This window comes from Streptomyces sp. Ag82_O1-12, from assembly GCF_900182715.1.
GTDB classification, from domain to species: domain Bacteria; phylum Actinomycetota; class Actinomycetes; order Streptomycetales; family Streptomycetaceae; genus Streptomyces; species Streptomyces massasporeus.
This window is the reverse complement of sequence record NZ_FXUW01000001.1, coordinates 105,430-119,936: the sequence shown is the minus strand read 5'-3', so window position 1 is coordinate 119,936 and position 14,507 is coordinate 105,430. Positions and strand designations below refer to the sequence as shown.

At 69.7% G+C, this 14,507-nt stretch carries 12 protein-coding genes; 5 read left to right on the top strand and 7 right to left on the bottom strand.

Features of this window, described 5'->3' with window-relative positions; genetic code table 11:
• Positions 1–147: 147 nt before the first annotated feature.
• Entirely contained in the window at positions 148–1,299 is a 1,152-nt protein-coding gene (locus tag QOL88_RS00610; RefSeq protein ID WP_097214566.1) for a S1 family peptidase, read from the bottom strand.
• 774 nt (positions 1,300–2,073) lie between these two features.
• On the opposite strand from QOL88_RS00610, the gene QOL88_RS00605 reads away from it, so the two are divergent.
• Positions 2,074–3,453, top strand: coding sequence for an ATP-binding protein (locus tag QOL88_RS00605; RefSeq protein ID WP_143668829.1), 1,380 nt, complete (start codon positions 2,074–2,076; stop codon positions 3,451–3,453).
• A gap of 141 nt (positions 3,454–3,594) precedes the next feature.
• Here the strand turns inward: QOL88_RS00605 and QOL88_RS00600 are convergent, their stop codons facing one another.
• The gene (locus QOL88_RS00600) at positions 3,595–4,017 is read right to left on the bottom strand and encodes a hypothetical protein (protein ID WP_097214564.1); all 423 of its coding nucleotides are present in this window, start codon (positions 4,015–4,017) and stop codon (positions 3,595–3,597) included.
• A gap of 108 nt (positions 4,018–4,125) precedes the next feature.
• Positions 4,126–4,611 (bottom strand): DUF2975 domain-containing protein, encoded by a 486-nt coding sequence (locus QOL88_RS00595; protein WP_097214563.1) that lies wholly within the window; start codon positions 4,609–4,611, stop codon positions 4,126–4,128.
• A gap of 173 nt (positions 4,612–4,784) precedes the next feature.
• Between QOL88_RS00595 and QOL88_RS00590 the strand changes: the two genes are divergently transcribed.
• Positions 4,785–5,417: a hypothetical protein gene (locus QOL88_RS00590; RefSeq protein WP_283445867.1), complete on the top strand. Its 633-nt coding sequence runs from the start codon at positions 4,785–4,787 to the stop codon at positions 5,415–5,417.
• 70 nt (positions 5,418–5,487) lie between these two features.
• Here QOL88_RS00590 and QOL88_RS00585 read toward each other — a convergent pair whose 3' ends face one another.
• From QOL88_RS00585 to QOL88_RS00575, 3 genes are all read right to left on the bottom strand, one after another.
• Positions 5,488–6,057, bottom strand: a complete 570-nt coding sequence (locus QOL88_RS00585; RefSeq protein WP_097214561.1) for a DUF6328 family protein — start codon at positions 6,055–6,057, stop codon at positions 5,488–5,490.
• 347 nt (positions 6,058–6,404) lie between these two features.
• Complete coding sequence (locus tag QOL88_RS00580) at positions 6,405–7,145, bottom strand: DsbA family protein (RefSeq protein ID WP_097214560.1); 741 nt, start codon at positions 7,143–7,145, stop codon at positions 6,405–6,407.
• A gap of 185 nt (positions 7,146–7,330) precedes the next feature.
• Positions 7,331–9,223 (bottom strand): ATP-binding cassette domain-containing protein, encoded by a 1,893-nt coding sequence (locus QOL88_RS00575; protein ID WP_179878727.1) that lies wholly within the window; start codon positions 9,221–9,223, stop codon positions 7,331–7,333.
• 320 nt (positions 9,224–9,543) lie between these two features.
• On the opposite strand from QOL88_RS00575, the gene QOL88_RS00570 reads away from it, so the two are divergent.
• The 3 genes from QOL88_RS00570 to QOL88_RS00560 all read left to right on the top strand — a co-directional run bounded on the left by QOL88_RS00570 (position 9,544) and on the right by QOL88_RS00560 (position 13,301).
• Positions 9,544–10,500 (top strand): GlxA family transcriptional regulator, encoded by a 957-nt coding sequence (locus QOL88_RS00570; protein ID WP_097214558.1) that lies wholly within the window; start codon positions 9,544–9,546, stop codon positions 10,498–10,500.
• Positions 10,501–10,758: 258 nt separating this feature from the next.
• Complete coding sequence (gene gap, locus QOL88_RS00565) at positions 10,759–11,757, top strand: type I glyceraldehyde-3-phosphate dehydrogenase (RefSeq protein ID WP_097214557.1); 999 nt, start codon at positions 10,759–10,761, stop codon at positions 11,755–11,757.
• Positions 11,758–11,978: 221 nt separating this feature from the next.
• Positions 11,979–13,301, top strand: coding sequence for an aldehyde dehydrogenase family protein (locus QOL88_RS00560; protein WP_097214556.1), 1,323 nt, complete (start codon positions 11,979–11,981; stop codon positions 13,299–13,301).
• Positions 13,302–13,424: 123 nt separating this feature from the next.
• Here the strand turns inward: QOL88_RS00560 and QOL88_RS00555 are convergent, their stop codons facing one another.
• Positions 13,425–14,489, bottom strand: a complete 1,065-nt coding sequence (locus QOL88_RS00555; protein ID WP_179878726.1) for a fatty acid desaturase family protein — start codon at positions 14,487–14,489, stop codon at positions 13,425–13,427.
• Between the last annotated feature and the right edge of the window lie 18 nt (positions 14,490–14,507).

Below are 14,507 nucleotides of genomic sequence, written 5' to 3'. Positions count from 1 at the left end.
GGACGCCTGGCGGTGTGCGTCGGGAGGCTCGTCACCCACCCGCCGGTCACCGGCCTGTCGGTGTGCCGCCCGGCCGTCAGCGGGAGTCCGGGCGGACGCCGTAGGCCGAAGTGGCGTACGGCGCCCGCTCGGTGTGCTGATCAGTGCTCAGGCCGTGTGCAGTCGCAGCCCGTACCGGTTGAGGATCTCGTTGACGGGCTGGTGCCAGGTCTCCCCGCCGCTGCCGCAGTTGCCCCAGCCGCCGGAGGTGACGCCCTGGGCCTGGTCGCCGCTGATGAAGGAGCCGCCGGAGTCACCGGGCTCGGCGCAGACGCTCGTCTTCGTCATCTGGTGGACGGCGCCCTGGCTGTAGTTCACCGTCTCGTTCTTCGCCAGCACGGTGCCGCAGTGCCAGTGCGTGGTGGAACCGGAACGGCAGACGGAGGCGCCCACCGGCGCTTCGGCGGAGCCGCGGACGAGCTGGTCGGGAACCGTGCCCCAGCCGAGCACGACCGGCACGGTCCACCAGCCGCTGCCCACGTTCACCCAGGCGTAGTCGTTGCCCGGGAACGACGACCCCTGGAAGTTGCCGGTGTACGACCGGTCCCAGCCGTACACCGCCGCACTGGGCGAGCCGCAGTGCCCGGCGGTGACGAAGCCGCCGTGCACGGAGAAGCCGATGGAGCAGCGGACGTTGCCGGTGTAGTACGGGTCGCCGCCCACGGTGCCGGCGGCGAAGGTACGCGGTGCGGCCGGGGTCTCCCGCACTGCGACGGGACCGGCCTCGCGGGCTCGGGAGAGGAAGGCCCGGACATCGTTGTCGTCCCGGCGCGCGGCGACGACGTCCACGACGACCTTGTTGGCCTTCGGATCCACGTGCCAACTCCCGACCCCGGCGGGCGCGGACAGCGCGTCGATGCTCTTCTTCGCCGCGTCGAGCTGCCGCGCGCTGAACCGCACGAGCCGCACGGCCGCGCCGGTCGCCCGTACCGCGTCGGCGTGTGCGGCGCGGGTCACGGCGACGGTGAGTTTGCCGCTGCCGGCGTCGTACCAGGAGCCGCCGTAGGCCGGACCGGCGGCGTTCCGCGCCTTGGGCGCGACGGCTGTCGCGGTCTTCTCCGCGGCCAGGCGCGCTACGGCCTCGTCCCGGGTCAGCCCCAAGTCGCGCTGCATCGCGGAGAGGAGCGCCGAGGAGGCCGGTGCTTCGGTGGAGCGCGGGGGAGCGTCGGCGGCGGAGGCCGGCAGGGCGCCGGCGGTCGCCCAGGTGCCGAGCAGCAGCAGCGCGGACAGTCCGGTGCGCAGGGTCGTGGTGCGTCTCAAGGGATGCCCCTTCGTTGTTCCAGCAGAGTGGGGGTGGAACAGCAGAGCTTGAGAGCGCTCTCGGATACGCGCGGGAGAGCCTAGCCCGTGATCATGGAAAGGTCTATGCCTATGCGCACGGGTGCCCGTCCCCAACTGACGTACGGCCGAAAGGGATTGAGATCCTTCCGGACCGGCCCGGGGCCGTTGCTCCCCTGCCTGGGAAAGCACCTCGTTGCATGCGATAGCCGAAGCGCGAGCATCTGTCCCTGCTTTCCACGTTTTGCTCCGGGCGACTGGTTTCCGTCTGTACCTCTGACATCACGCGTCGAGACAAGGGGGGACGCATGCAGCGCGCAAGGCGTTGGGCGGTCACGGTGTTCGCGGGGGCGGGCTCGTTCGTGCTCTGTCTGTGGTCGGCCCGGGCCGCACCTTTCGGATTCTTGCCCAGAGCGGAGGCCGACCGATGGGTGGTGGCGACGACGTTCGCGACGACGGTGACCACGCTGGTCGGAGCGGCGGCGGCCTGGTGGGCGGGGGACAGGGGGCGACCCGGCACCGTCACCACGGATAACCGCCCCCCGGAGACCTCTGGCCCGCCCCGGTCCGGAATCCGGGTGCGGCAGAGTGCGACGGCGTCGGACGCCGGCAGGGTCACACAGATCACGGGGCACCGAAATCCCGCACACGCCGGTCCCGAGGAGCGCCCCGACAGGGTGACGCAGCGCGCGACGGCATCGGGCCGGGCCGACATCACCCAGGTCGGCGGGAGTGACGGAACGACAGGTCCCGTACGTGGGGATCGGTAGGAGCAGGGCCGCGCGGTCCCAGGCCGCCACGGCATCCGGACACGGCCATGTGATCCAGGTCAGTGGCGACGGCAATACGGTCTGCGCGTCGGGCCCCGAGGACCCGACGCCGATGCTGCGCCTCCCCGCGGAGCCGACGCACCTGGCAGGCCGGGAGAAGGAAGCCGAGGCGGTACTGGCGCTGCTCGCTCCCTCGTCCCGGGCGCGTGCCACCCCCGTCGTCTCGGTGCTGTCCGGACTGCCCGGCATCGGCAAGACAGCCCTGGCCCTTCATGTCGCCCATCAGGCCGTGGCGCGGGGGTGGTTCCCCGGCGGTGCCCTCTTCCTTCACCTGCGGGGCCACGACCCGGCCGGTCCGGTCGGCGCGGAGGAGGCCGTCGGCACGCTGGCGCGGGCCCTGTGCGTGGACGACGCTGTGACACCGGACGAGCAGACGGGCCTGTGCCAGGCGGCGCTCAACCGGCTCGCCGACGAGGGCAGGGCCGTCCTGCTGATCGCCGACGACGCGTCCAGCGCCGCGCAGATCGAACGCCTCGTGCCCGCTCGCTCCGCACACCGACTGCTGGTGACCTCCCGTCACCTGCTCACCGGACCCTCCTTCCAAGCCCGGCTGTTCGGCCTGGACGAACTGGCACCTCGCGGCGCCGCGGACCTGATCGCCGAGGCGCTGAGGCATGCCCGGCCCGACGATCCACGACTGCGCGAGACCGACGCGATCGCCGAACTCGCCGGGCACTGCGGACACCATCCACTCGCCCTGCAGATCGCCGCTTCCCTGCTCACCACCGACCCCGGCCGGCCCATCGTCGAACTCGTCGCCGAACTCGCCGATGCTCACACCCGCCTGGACGTCCTGCGCTACGAGGACGGCGGACACACCACAGCGGTCCAGGCGGCTTTCCACCTCTCCTACCAGCGGCTGCTTCCGCACCACCGCCAGCTGTTCCGGCTATTCGCGCTGAATCCCGGACCGGACACCAGCACGGACGCGGCGGCGGCACTCTGGGGACAGCCGCGTGCCCGGACGCGGAACGGCCTCGCCGCGCTCGCCCAGGCCGGATTGCTGGCCGAGCAGCCGGTGGGCTCGGGGCGCTGGCGCATGCACGACCTCCTGCGCGTCTACGCGGCCGGGCTGGTCGAAAGCGACAGCGCCAAGTGGCGAAGCACCGCCTTCGCCCGTCTGCTGAACCACTGCCAAAAGCTCGTGCAGGCGGCGAACGCGCATCTGCACACCTATGACGACGGGCCCTTGCCGGACGATTTCCGGGACCGCGCGCACGCCGTGCAATGGCTGGAGGACGAACGGGCCAATGTGATGGCACTCATCGCGGGAACCAGGTTCCGGAGCAGTACGTCCACGCGGTGAAGCAGCTGATGAAGTCCGCGGTCCACGGCGCCCGCCCGCTCCAGCCACTCATCACCTGGCGGAACAGGCTCCGCCGGCCGACCACCTGAGTCATGTCAGTCGGCTCGAAGAAGACACGAGGGGGAGTGTGAAGGCTGCTTCCTACTGATTCAGCAATGCAGCGAGACGGGCCGCCGTCTTCTCTCCCGCTCGCTGTTTGACCAGGCCTTCCTTGGCGGCTGCACGGAGCTTGACCTCCGTGCGGTTCCCCGTGCCCCTTGCCACCAGAGCAGTGACCACTACGGGATTCATCCCGCCGGCACCGCCACCGGCCACGACACGGATCATCTCCTGGTCCCTGCCCGATTCGATATGCGCGCACCTCCCAGGCCGGCCTGCCCCCTCCAGGACTCCGGCGACGCGCTGCACGGCATCGTCGAACGGCAAGGGGACGACAAGATCGATCTCGTGGGCGTTCTTCTTCAACAGCCGGGCCACGAGCCCGGTCAAGCGACCACTGCCCCCACTCATGGCACCCAGCGCGGCAAGCTCCTCCACCAGGATCTGATCCTCGCTCTGTTCCACGCGCCTCCCCCTTGCGCCGCCCAACCTTCGCCCATGACCTTCCTGGACGACTTCCTCGACGGCAAGTCCAGCACCCCGCACGAAGATGCGCCAGGCGTAAGTGGACCCTCAGATCACCTGGTCCAACTCCGCCTCCATCCGTGACGCTTCGACATCACGCGAGACGGCCTGGGCGAGCAGCATCCGCAGCACGAGCACGATGAGCGCGACGCCCAGGATGGCCACGCCGATCCCGCCCATGATGAGGGTGACGCCCGGATCCTCCCGCTGCCCCGGCGCATTGATGATGGTGACGGCGAACCAGAGGAGGGCGGCCGTCACGATCGCGCCGATCACGGCATCGACGTACCGGAAGGCCGCGAGGGAGAAGACGGTTCTGCGTCGCACCATCGTCACCAGCCGTCCTACGCAGACCGCGGCGACCTGTGCCGCGACCATGCCCAGGATCGTGATCACACGCAGTGGGGTCAGCGGGAGCGACCCGTCCTCCGGGTCGGTTGCCAACGCCCACACCATCGACGCCTGCACGAACACGGTGCCGACGAGCACCACCGCGAGCACGGCACGCAACGCACCCAGTGTCAGTTTCCCCATCGCTCATCCTTCCATCGACGCACGATGGGAATCTATCGAATCTCGATAGGTGAAGCAAAGGCTGGGACGGAGGACGGGGGACACGTTTCTCTGCCATCAGGAGGGCAACCCTTGGGCCGCTTGATCAGTCTGGTGTGCGGAACCAGAAATTCAGCAGTGCTTTCCAGCCAGGAGTGACCTTGAGCCTCGCCGACCGCCACATCACAGCCCTCATGCGGCAGATCGCGACCCAGGACATGATCGAACTCGTCCACCCCTTCGCGGAGTGGCAGACGTTCGGCGCGCTCGCGTACATCGCCGAGTGCTACGGATTCCGGTACGCCGACGTCCGCCTGGTCGGCAAGCACAAGGTGGCGCACATCCACCTCGTCCGGGACACGAACCCACAGGCGCAGCAGCGCGCGGCGGCCAACCTCGCGGCCTTCCCCGACCCCGGCCCCGGGCGCCCGGTGCCGGGCATGTACCTGGGCTCGCTCACGCCGGTCCCCGAGGCGCAGGCGGACGTCGACCTGATCACCACGCTCATCCGCTACGACGCGGCCGGCGCCGCCGTCAACCGCAAGCAACTGCTGGCCATGGCGTGGGCTGGGCCGGTGCTGTTCCTGCTGCTGGCCGTGCTGACCGGAAAGTACGCCGTTCTCCTGCCCCTCGCCGTCCTCACCCCGGCGTTCCTGCTGGGGGCACTCAGGATCAACACGACCCGGCGCGCGAAACTGGCCGAGCGGCTACTGGCTGCCGGGTGCACGCCGGTGCGTGACGAGGCGGGGTGGCAGCGGTTCGTGCGTCCGGTGCCCTACACGGTGTAGGCCGACAAGACAACGGCATGGCGGCGGCGTAGGGGCCCTCGAGAACCGCGCACCACGGCGCTCTCACCCCCTACGCGTCCGTGGTGCGGGAGCGCCGGTCGCCGCGACGACGCAGATACAGCGGCAGCGCGTACCAGCAGAGGCCGAACCACAGCATGACCCCGGCGACGAGTATTTCGGCGAGCACGCCGGGAACGACGAAACGGAGGATCAACAGGAGCGTGCAGCCGATGGTCAGGGCGAGGAGGACCATGCCGCACATCATCAGACGGCCGGCGGCTTCGACCACGTCGTCCTTCATGCGCTGACCGGACAGGAAACGGTGGATGGAGACGGGGGCTATGAGCGCTCCGGTGGCCGCTGCCCCGAGCACCACGGTGGTGACGTAGATGGCGCGGTCCAGCGTCTCCAATTCCCTGAACAGTGGGGTGAAGGCCACGCTGAGCAGAAAGCCGAAGAGGATCTGCACGCCCGTCTGCGTGACGCGTGTTTCCTGCAGTATCTCGTTCCAGCGCCGGTTGACTCGCTCCCGCGGTGTCTCGGGCTCCTCGGTGCCGGGTCTCGCACCCGGGCTGTCGTGCCGCGCGCAGCACGCGCTGCTCTCGCCTTCCGGCTCGACGGGTCGATCCGTCATGGTCATGGCATCCTCCCTGTTCCAGAGGATCCTTTTGCCCCGCCGTTACGCTTTTCAAGCAGGCGTTCCTGGCTGCGCAGGGAAAGGAGCGACGCCCTGCGCAGCCAGCCGTGCGGACCGGCGTCTTCATGGGCTTCAACCGCGGACCCGGGGGCACGTTGAACGTCATGACGACGGGCGAGAGGCGGGGAGGTCTCGTGCCAGCAACCACTGATGCGACCGTAATGGCCTACAAGGGGCTCGACGGTGTACCTCTCTGGCTGTTGTCCGGGATCGCCGTCCTGGCTCTCGTCATCCTCGGCGCGGCACAGATCCGCAAGCGCAAGTAGGACCTGCTCGCACCCGCGTTGAGGTCACAAGGTGGTGGCGTCCCACTCCGACGGATTGGCGTGGATCTGTTGCAGGAGCTGGGTGAAGGCGGTGCCGTCCTGAAGAACGCCGCTGACTTCCGCAGGAATCCGCTTGTCGTTGATCACCGCGGTGGGTGTGCCCGGCCCTTCGGGCTCCTCCGCTCCTCCGGCCTTCTCGTAGGCCTTCTGCGAAGCGGCCACGAAGTCGCGGTACTTCATGTTCTTGACGGCCGCGTCGAACGCCGTGCTGCGCAGGCCCTCCACTTGGCCGGCCAGCTTCAGCAGGTAGGCGTCGGTGTAGCCGTCGACGCTCTCTTCGGGCTGGTTGAGGTAGAGCACCTCGTGGTACTCCAGGAATTTGCCCTCCTTCAGCGCCGCACGCAGTGCGTTGACCGCCTTCTTGGAACCGCTGCCGCCGACGCCGTCGTCGAGGAAGGAGGCCAGGGTGTACTGCGCTGTCGCGGTTCGGTCGAGCATCGCCTTGCGCAACTGCGGGCCCCCGCCCGAGGTCTCGAACTGCTCGCAGACGGGGCAGCGCAGATCCTCGTACAGGTGCACCTTCACCTTCGCGTCGGGATCGCCGACCATGATGGTGGTGCCGTCCGCACCGAGCTTCTCGGGCAGGTCCTCCGTACTCTCGAACGCCGGGCGCCGCTCTGGCGGCACCTCCGCCCGCCCGCAGCCTGCCGCCAGCGCCACCACCACGGCAGCGCACCACACGACCCGACTACCCCCACGCACCATGCGTCATCCCCTCCCCGGAAGAGCAGGGTGACTCTAGATCATGAGTGCGACAATCGCTCGGCGGGGCCTGCCACGCGGCCGCCGACCCGCAAGGGTCAGAGTGTGAACACCCGCCGCGCGTTTGACTCCTCGTCCAGGACCTTCCTGCGGCCCCGTCCCCCGCGTGTACTCGACCAGCTCGCGGGTCAGCGGTCCTGGGACAGCTCCAGGAGCTCGGAGAAGGTCCCGCCGCCGTGGACGAGGTCGTCGTAGCTCCCCTGCTCGGTGATGCGGCCGTGCTCCATCACGATGATGTGGTCGGCGATCCTGGTGTTCTCCAGGCGATGCGTGACCACGATGGTGATGCGGTCGGCGGCGATGGCCTTGATCTGTTCGAAGATGCCGTGTTCACCGCGCGGATCCATCTGGGAGGTGGGCTCGTCGAGGATCAGCAGCCCGGGCTTGCGGTACAGGGCCCTGGAACAGGCGACGCGCTGCCACAGGCCGCCGGAGAGTTCCGATCCACCGAAGATGTCGCGGGCGAGCAGTGTGTCCAGGCCGGCAGGCAGCTCATCGACGGCCTCACGCAGGCCGGCGGCGTCGACGGCCTCCCACACGGCCGCGTCGTCATGGGTGCGTGGCTGCCCGAGCGTGATGTTTTCCCGGAGGCGCAGCGGCCACTGGGCGAAAATTTGAGGCACGAGGCCGGTGTTCGCCCACACGGTGGCGGGGGCGACTTCGGCGAGGTCCGTACCGTTCCAGCAGACCTTGCCCTTGTCCGGCAGGTAGATCCCGGTGATCAGCCGGGTGAGGGTGGACTTGCCGGAGCCGTTCGCTCCGACGATCGCCAGGATCTCGCCGCGCCGTAGCCTGAGGGAGACGCCGTCCACGGCGGGTTTGTCCCTGCCCGGGTACTGGTAGGCGGCTTCCTCGAGCGTGATCTCCTCGATCGGGGCGGTCACGCTGCGGGGGCCGCGGCGGGGAGCGCGGTCCGCGGCGTCGTCGAGGAACGACTGCGTGTCGCCGAGGTAGAGGCTGGTGTGGAAGACGGCTGCACCGTTGACGACGACCTGGGACAGGGCCGCGAGCGTCGTCTGTACGGCGACGACGGCGGTGGCGGCGACCGCGAGGTTGATGCGTCCGCTGACGGCGAGCCAGGCCAGCGCTCCCCACGTGGCGACGAGGAAGAAGCCGCCGGCCAGCGAGGACAGCAGGGAGATCCGCAAGGTCCGTGGCGTCGCGGCGAGGGTGCGGCGGTCACAGCGGTCCGACAGGGCTCGGTACCAGTAGGTCAGGTAGTCGGTCATCGAGTTGGCGCGGACTTCGTCGCCGTACTTCGAGGTGGTGGCCCACCAGCGCATCATGCCGCGTACGTTGCGGTCGGCCACGTTGGCGTAGTGCGTCTCGTAGTCCACCCGCGCCGTCATGACGGCTCCGATGCCGGCGGGGAGCACGGCGAGCAGCAGCAACGGCAGCATCAGCACGTTCAGTACCGACAGGACGCTGCCGGCGGTGACCATACGGATCAGGGCGGACACGAATCGCTGGGCGTCGGTGACCATCACGTGCGTACGGATCACCCCCATCTCGGCGGCTTCCTGACGGTCCGAGAAGCCGTCCACGGCATACGCGGCGGCCTCGACCCGGCACACCGCCTCGACGAGGGCGCTGTCCGTCTCCGTCGTCAGGCGGGGGGTGATACGCCGCTCGGCATACGTGGCCACCGAGCCCGCCCCACGGCCGAGCGAGGCGGCCAACGCCAGCACCAGGAGCGCGGGCAGGGCACCGCGCAGCCGGTCGGTGACGGCGGCGTCGGACAGGAGCGACTCCATGGCCTCGGCGGTCGCGGTCAGCAGGACGGCGGCCGAGACACCGGTGATCACCTGGCAGCCCAACAGGAGCTGCACCGCACGCCGGTCGGTCCGCCACGACAACCGGGCGATCCTGCCGAGCACCTTGGGAATGTGGGCGCACATCCGCCCGAAGGACACTTCGGCCAGCGGGTTGACCGCATACTGCCCGCTGTAGGTGATCTCCGCCGGCGGTGGAAACGGCGGCGGCGCGGTGTCCTGCTGCCTGTGAGATTCAGCTGAAGTCAACGTGGCTCCCCCTTCGTCGCGGCTGGTCACGTGGCTCAACGACCCCGCCAGGTTTTCGAACACCTGTGTTTCGGACGGACCTGAAACCTTGCGGTTGAGCGCCCGGCGGAGCATGCGCAGTGCACCGACCCTTGCCGTGCAAAGGGCGAGGCTGCGACCGGGGGTGGCCAAAACGCCGACGACGCCCTGCGCACTGCGGCAGCCGGGGCGGTGGTGGGGCAGGGTGTGGAGTGCGCCGAGAAAGGACGGCGCGGACGGTGTCGACTGCTCGGCCCGGGCAGTGGGCGTTCCGGCGCCCCGCTCCCCGTAGCCTCTCTTCCGTGCCGTCCTCCCGTCTCCACCGCGTCGCCGTCCTCGTGCTCGAGGGTGCCAAGCCGCTCGACGTCGGCATTCCCGCTCAGGTCTTCACGACCCGCGCGAGCATGCCGTACGAGGTGCGGGTGTGCGGGGCGACGCCCGGCCTCGTGACCGGCGGCGACGGACTCGCGTACCACGTCGCCCATGGCCTGGACGCGCTGACGTGGGCCGACATCGTCTTCGTCCCCGGCTACCGGCACCCGGACCTCGAGGACCCGCCGCAGCCCGTCGTCGACGCGTTGATCGCCGCCCACGCCCGCGGCGCGCGGCTGGCCGCCATCTCCACCGGGGCTTTCGCGCTCGCCGCGACGGGCCTGCTCGACGGCAGGCGCGCCACGACGCACTGGCACTACACGCGAGCCCTCACGGCCAGGCACCCGCGCGTCCAGGTCGACGAGAACGTGCTGTTCGTCGATGAGGGCAGCGTGCTCACCTCGGCCGGCGCCGCCTCAGGCATCGACCTGTGCCTGCACATCCTGCGCGGCGACCTGGGAGTGGCCGCCTCCAACCACGCGGCCCGTCGTCTGGTCGCGGCCCCCTACCGCAGCGGCGGCCAGGCCCAGTACGTGCCGCGCAGCGTGCCCGAGCCGCTCGGCGAGCGCTTCGGCGCCACCCGCGAGTGGGCGCTGCACCGGCTCGGCGAGTCACTCTCCCTCGACCTGCTGGCGCGACAGGCCGGAGTCTCGGCGCGCACGTTCTCCCGGCGCTTCGTCGAGGAGACCGGCTACACGCCGATGCAGTGGGTGATGCGCGCCCGTATCGACCGGGCCCGGGAACTGCTGGAGCGCTCCGAGCGCAGCGTCGAACAGATCGCCGCCGATGTCGGGCTCGGTACCGGCGCGAACCTGCGCCTGCACTTCCAGCACATCCTGGGCACCACACCGAGCGAGTACCGACGCACCTTCACTCGGGGCGAGTAGCCGCTACGGGATCCGTGACCGGATTCGTGACGGGATCCGTGACGGGATCCGTGACGGGATCCGTGGTGGAGCCGGTGGAGGAATCCGTGGTGCGATCCGTGGCGGGCGCGGCGGCCAGCCCTCCCGGCACTGTCCAGTCCACCGGTGCCCCCGCCCGTCGGCCGATTGGCGGGATCCTTTTGAACCGTGGCGATCGCGCCACTGTCGGCGGCGTGAGCTGCGAGCGAGCCTGGGGGCGATAACGAAGGGACATCACTCATGACTCGCATCGCCATCAACGGATTCGGCCGCATCGGGCGCAACGTGCTGCGCGCCGTGCTGGAGCGCGACACCGCCCTCGAGATCGTCGCCGTCAACGACCTCACCGAGCCCGCCACGCTCGCCCGGCTGCTCGCCTACGACTCGACGGCCGGCCGCCTCGGGCGTCCGGTGACCGTCGAGGGGGAGGTCCTCGTCGTCGACGGCCGCCGGATCAAGGTGCTGGCCGAGCGCGAGCCGGCGCAGCTGCCCTGGACCGAACTCGGCGTCGACATCGTCCTGGAAGCCACCGGCCGCTTCACCTCCGCCAAGGCCGCCCGCGCCCACCTCGACGCGGGCGCGCGCAAGGTGCTGGTCAGCGCGCCGTCGGACGGCGCCGACGTCACCCTCGCCTTCGGGGTCAACACCGACTCCTACGACCCCGACCTGCACACGATCGTCTCCAACGCCTCCTGCACCACCAACGCGCTCGCCCCGCTGGCGAAGGTGCTCGACGACCTCGCCGGCATCGAGCACGGATTCATGACGACCGTGCACGCCTACACGCAGGAGCAGAATCTGCAGGACGGTCCGCACCGCGACGCCCGTCGCGCCAGGGCCGCCGGCGTGAACATCGTGCCGACCACGACCGGCGCCGCCAAGGCGATCGGACTGGTCCTGCCCGGCCTGGACGGCAAGCTGTCGGGCGACTCGATCCGCGTACCGGTGCCGGTGGGCTCGATCGTCGAACTCAACACGACGGTCGCCCGTGACGTGACCCGCGACGACGTGCTCGCCGCCTACCGTGCCGCGGCTGAGGGGCCGCTCGCCGGCATCCTCGAGTACTCCGACGACCCGCTGGTCTCCTCGGACATCGTGGGCAATCCCGCCTCGTCCATCTTCGACTCGGCCCTCACCCGTGTCGACGGCCGCCATGTGAAGGTGGTCGCCTGGTACGACAACGAGTGGGGCTTCTCCAATCGCGTGATCGACACGCTGCAGCTCCTCGCCGCCGGCTGACGGGAGGTCGTAGGGCGGGCATGGCTGTGCTGACATCCGCCATCCCGCCCATGGCCCTGCTCGGGCACCCTCGCCTGGCAGCGTCAAGGCCGTGTCTGTTCATTACCTCCTGGATCGACCCGCTGTGACACACGGCACGAAGGTGATTCAGGAACAGTGGAATCCAGAGCAGCGGCCAGAAGGTTGGTATATACATCCGACTGTGACTCTGCGAGGAACCCGTGAACCACTCCGCCCCTGAGCAGCCCGCCGACGTCGTCGCCCGGCTGCGCGCCACCTTCCGCACCGGCCGTACCAAGCCCGTCGAGTGGCGCACGGCTCAGCTGCGCCGGCTGCGCGACATGCTCACGGAGAACGGCGCGGACCTGGCCGCCGCCCTCCACGCCGACCTGGGCAAGAGCGCCACCGAGGCCTACCGCACGGAGATCGACTTCACCGTCCGTGAGATCGACCACACACTCGATCACCTCGCGGACTGGCTGCGTCCCGAGCCCGCCCCGACCCCGGCCCACCTCGGCGCGGACGCGACGGTCTGGACGCAGTACGACCCGCTGGGCGTCGTCCTCGTCATCGCGCCCTGGAACTATCCGGCCCAGCTTCTGCTCGCCCCGGTCGTCGGCGCCCTGGCCGCGGGCAACGCGGTGGTCGCCAAGCCGAGCGAGCTGTCCCCGGCCACCTCCGCCACCCTGGCCCGGCTGCTGCCGGCCTACCTCGACGCCGACGCGGTCGCCGTGGTGGAGGGCGGCGTTCCCGAGACCACGGCCCTGCTGGCGGAGCGTTTCGACCACATCTTCTACACCGGCAACGGCACGGTCGGCCGTATCGTGCTGCGCGCCGCCGCCGAGCATCTCACCCCGGTCACCCTCGAACTCGGCGGCAAGTCACCGGCGTTCGTCGACCGCGACACCGACCTGTCCGTCGTCGCGGAGCGGCTGTCCCAAGGCAAGTTCCTCAACGCCGGACAGACCTGCGTAGCCCCCGACTACGTCCTGACCGACCCGGAGACCGCGGCGGCCCTGGAGCCGCTGCTCGCGGACGCCGTGAAGGCGCTGTACGGCAGCGACCCGGCCGCTTCCGGCGAGTACGGGCGGATCATCAACGAACGGCACTTCGACCGGCTCACCGGCCTGCTCGACTCCGGCCGCACCGTCGTGGGCGGTACGAGCGACCGGACGGCGAAGTACCTCGCGCCCACCGTCCTGGCCGACGTCGACCCCGACGCGCCGGTCATGCAGGAGGAGATCTTCGGCCCCATCCTGCCGATCGTGACCGTCCCCGGTCTCGACGAGGCGATCGATTTCATCAACGACCGGGACAAGCCGCTCGCCCTCTACGTCTTCAGCGAGTCCGACGGGACGCGGCGCCGGTTCGCCGCCGAGACCTCCTCGGGCGGCCTCGGTCACGGCCTTCCGCTCGCCCATCTCACCGTCTCCGACCTGCCGTTCGGCGGGGTGGGGGAGAGCGGCATGGGCAACTATCACGGCCGCTACTCCATCGAGACCTTCAGCCACCGCAAGGCGGTCCTGGACAAGCCGCTGCACTGACGCCCACAGCACGATCCGACACGGCCTCGGCTCGCCGCCGGCCCGGTGAGCACCGGCACCGCGCCCCCCGGGACGGCGCGGTGCCACAGGGGCCGTCCGGTGCCTGCCGGACCGTGCTCCGGCTCAGCCCTGGGCCGGAGCGCGCAGCGGCTCGCCGACACTCCGCAGGTGCCGCAGCGCCTCCCGGTGCGAGGCGATCAGCCCCGTCCGGTGGTACGGGATGCCCAGCTCCGCGCAGTACCGCTCGGTGATGACCTGCGCCCTGGCGAGTGCAGGTGTCGGCATGCTGGGGAAGAGGTGGTGCTCGATCTGGTAGTTGAGCCCGCCCATGAAGGCGTCGACCAGAGCACCGCCGCGGACATTGCGCGACGTGAGGACCTGGCGGCGCAGAAAGTCCAGCCGGGTCCCCTCCTCGATCATCGGCATCCCCTTGTGGTTGGGCGCGAACACCGAACCGAGGTAGATGCCGAACAGGCCTTGGTGGACTGCGAGGAAAAGGAGCGCCTTGGCCGGGGAGAGGACGGCGAAGAGGCCGCCGAAGTACACCACGAAGTGAGCCACGAGCAGCGTGCACTCGAGTGCGGGCCTCTTCACCGACGGACTCTTCAGAGCGCGGAAGCTGCTGAAGCTCAGATTCAGACCTTCCAGGGTCAGCAGCGGGAAGAAGAGCACGGCCTGATGCTTTCCGACGAAACGCGGCAGACCCTGGGCCTGGCGCGCCTGCCGACGCGACCAGACGAGAATGTCCGGCGAGACGTCCGGGTCCTTTCCCTCGTGATTGGGATTCGCGTGATGCCGGGTGTGCTTGTTCATCCACCACCCGTAACTCATGCCCAGCAACAGGTCGGCGACCAGCAGTCCCCCTGCCTCACTGGGCCGCCGCCGGGAGAAGACCTGCTGGTGGGCGAGGTCGTGGGCAGCCAGTCCGAGCTGGCCGAAGACCACGGCCAGAGCGACGGCGACAAACAGCTGGCTCCAGCTGTCCCCCAGTGCGACAAACGCGCCGACGCACCCTGCGAGGGCGAGGGCGACCAGTCCGAATCGAACCGTGTAATACAAAGGGCGACGCCGGAGAAGCCCGGCCTCGGCTATACGCCGAGACAATTCGGAGTAGTCACTTCCTCTGTTCTTCTCCTGTCGTCCTCCTTGCATCGACGGGTTCACCGGAAGCGCCATGGATTTGCTCATGGAGCTCAGTATCCAGAT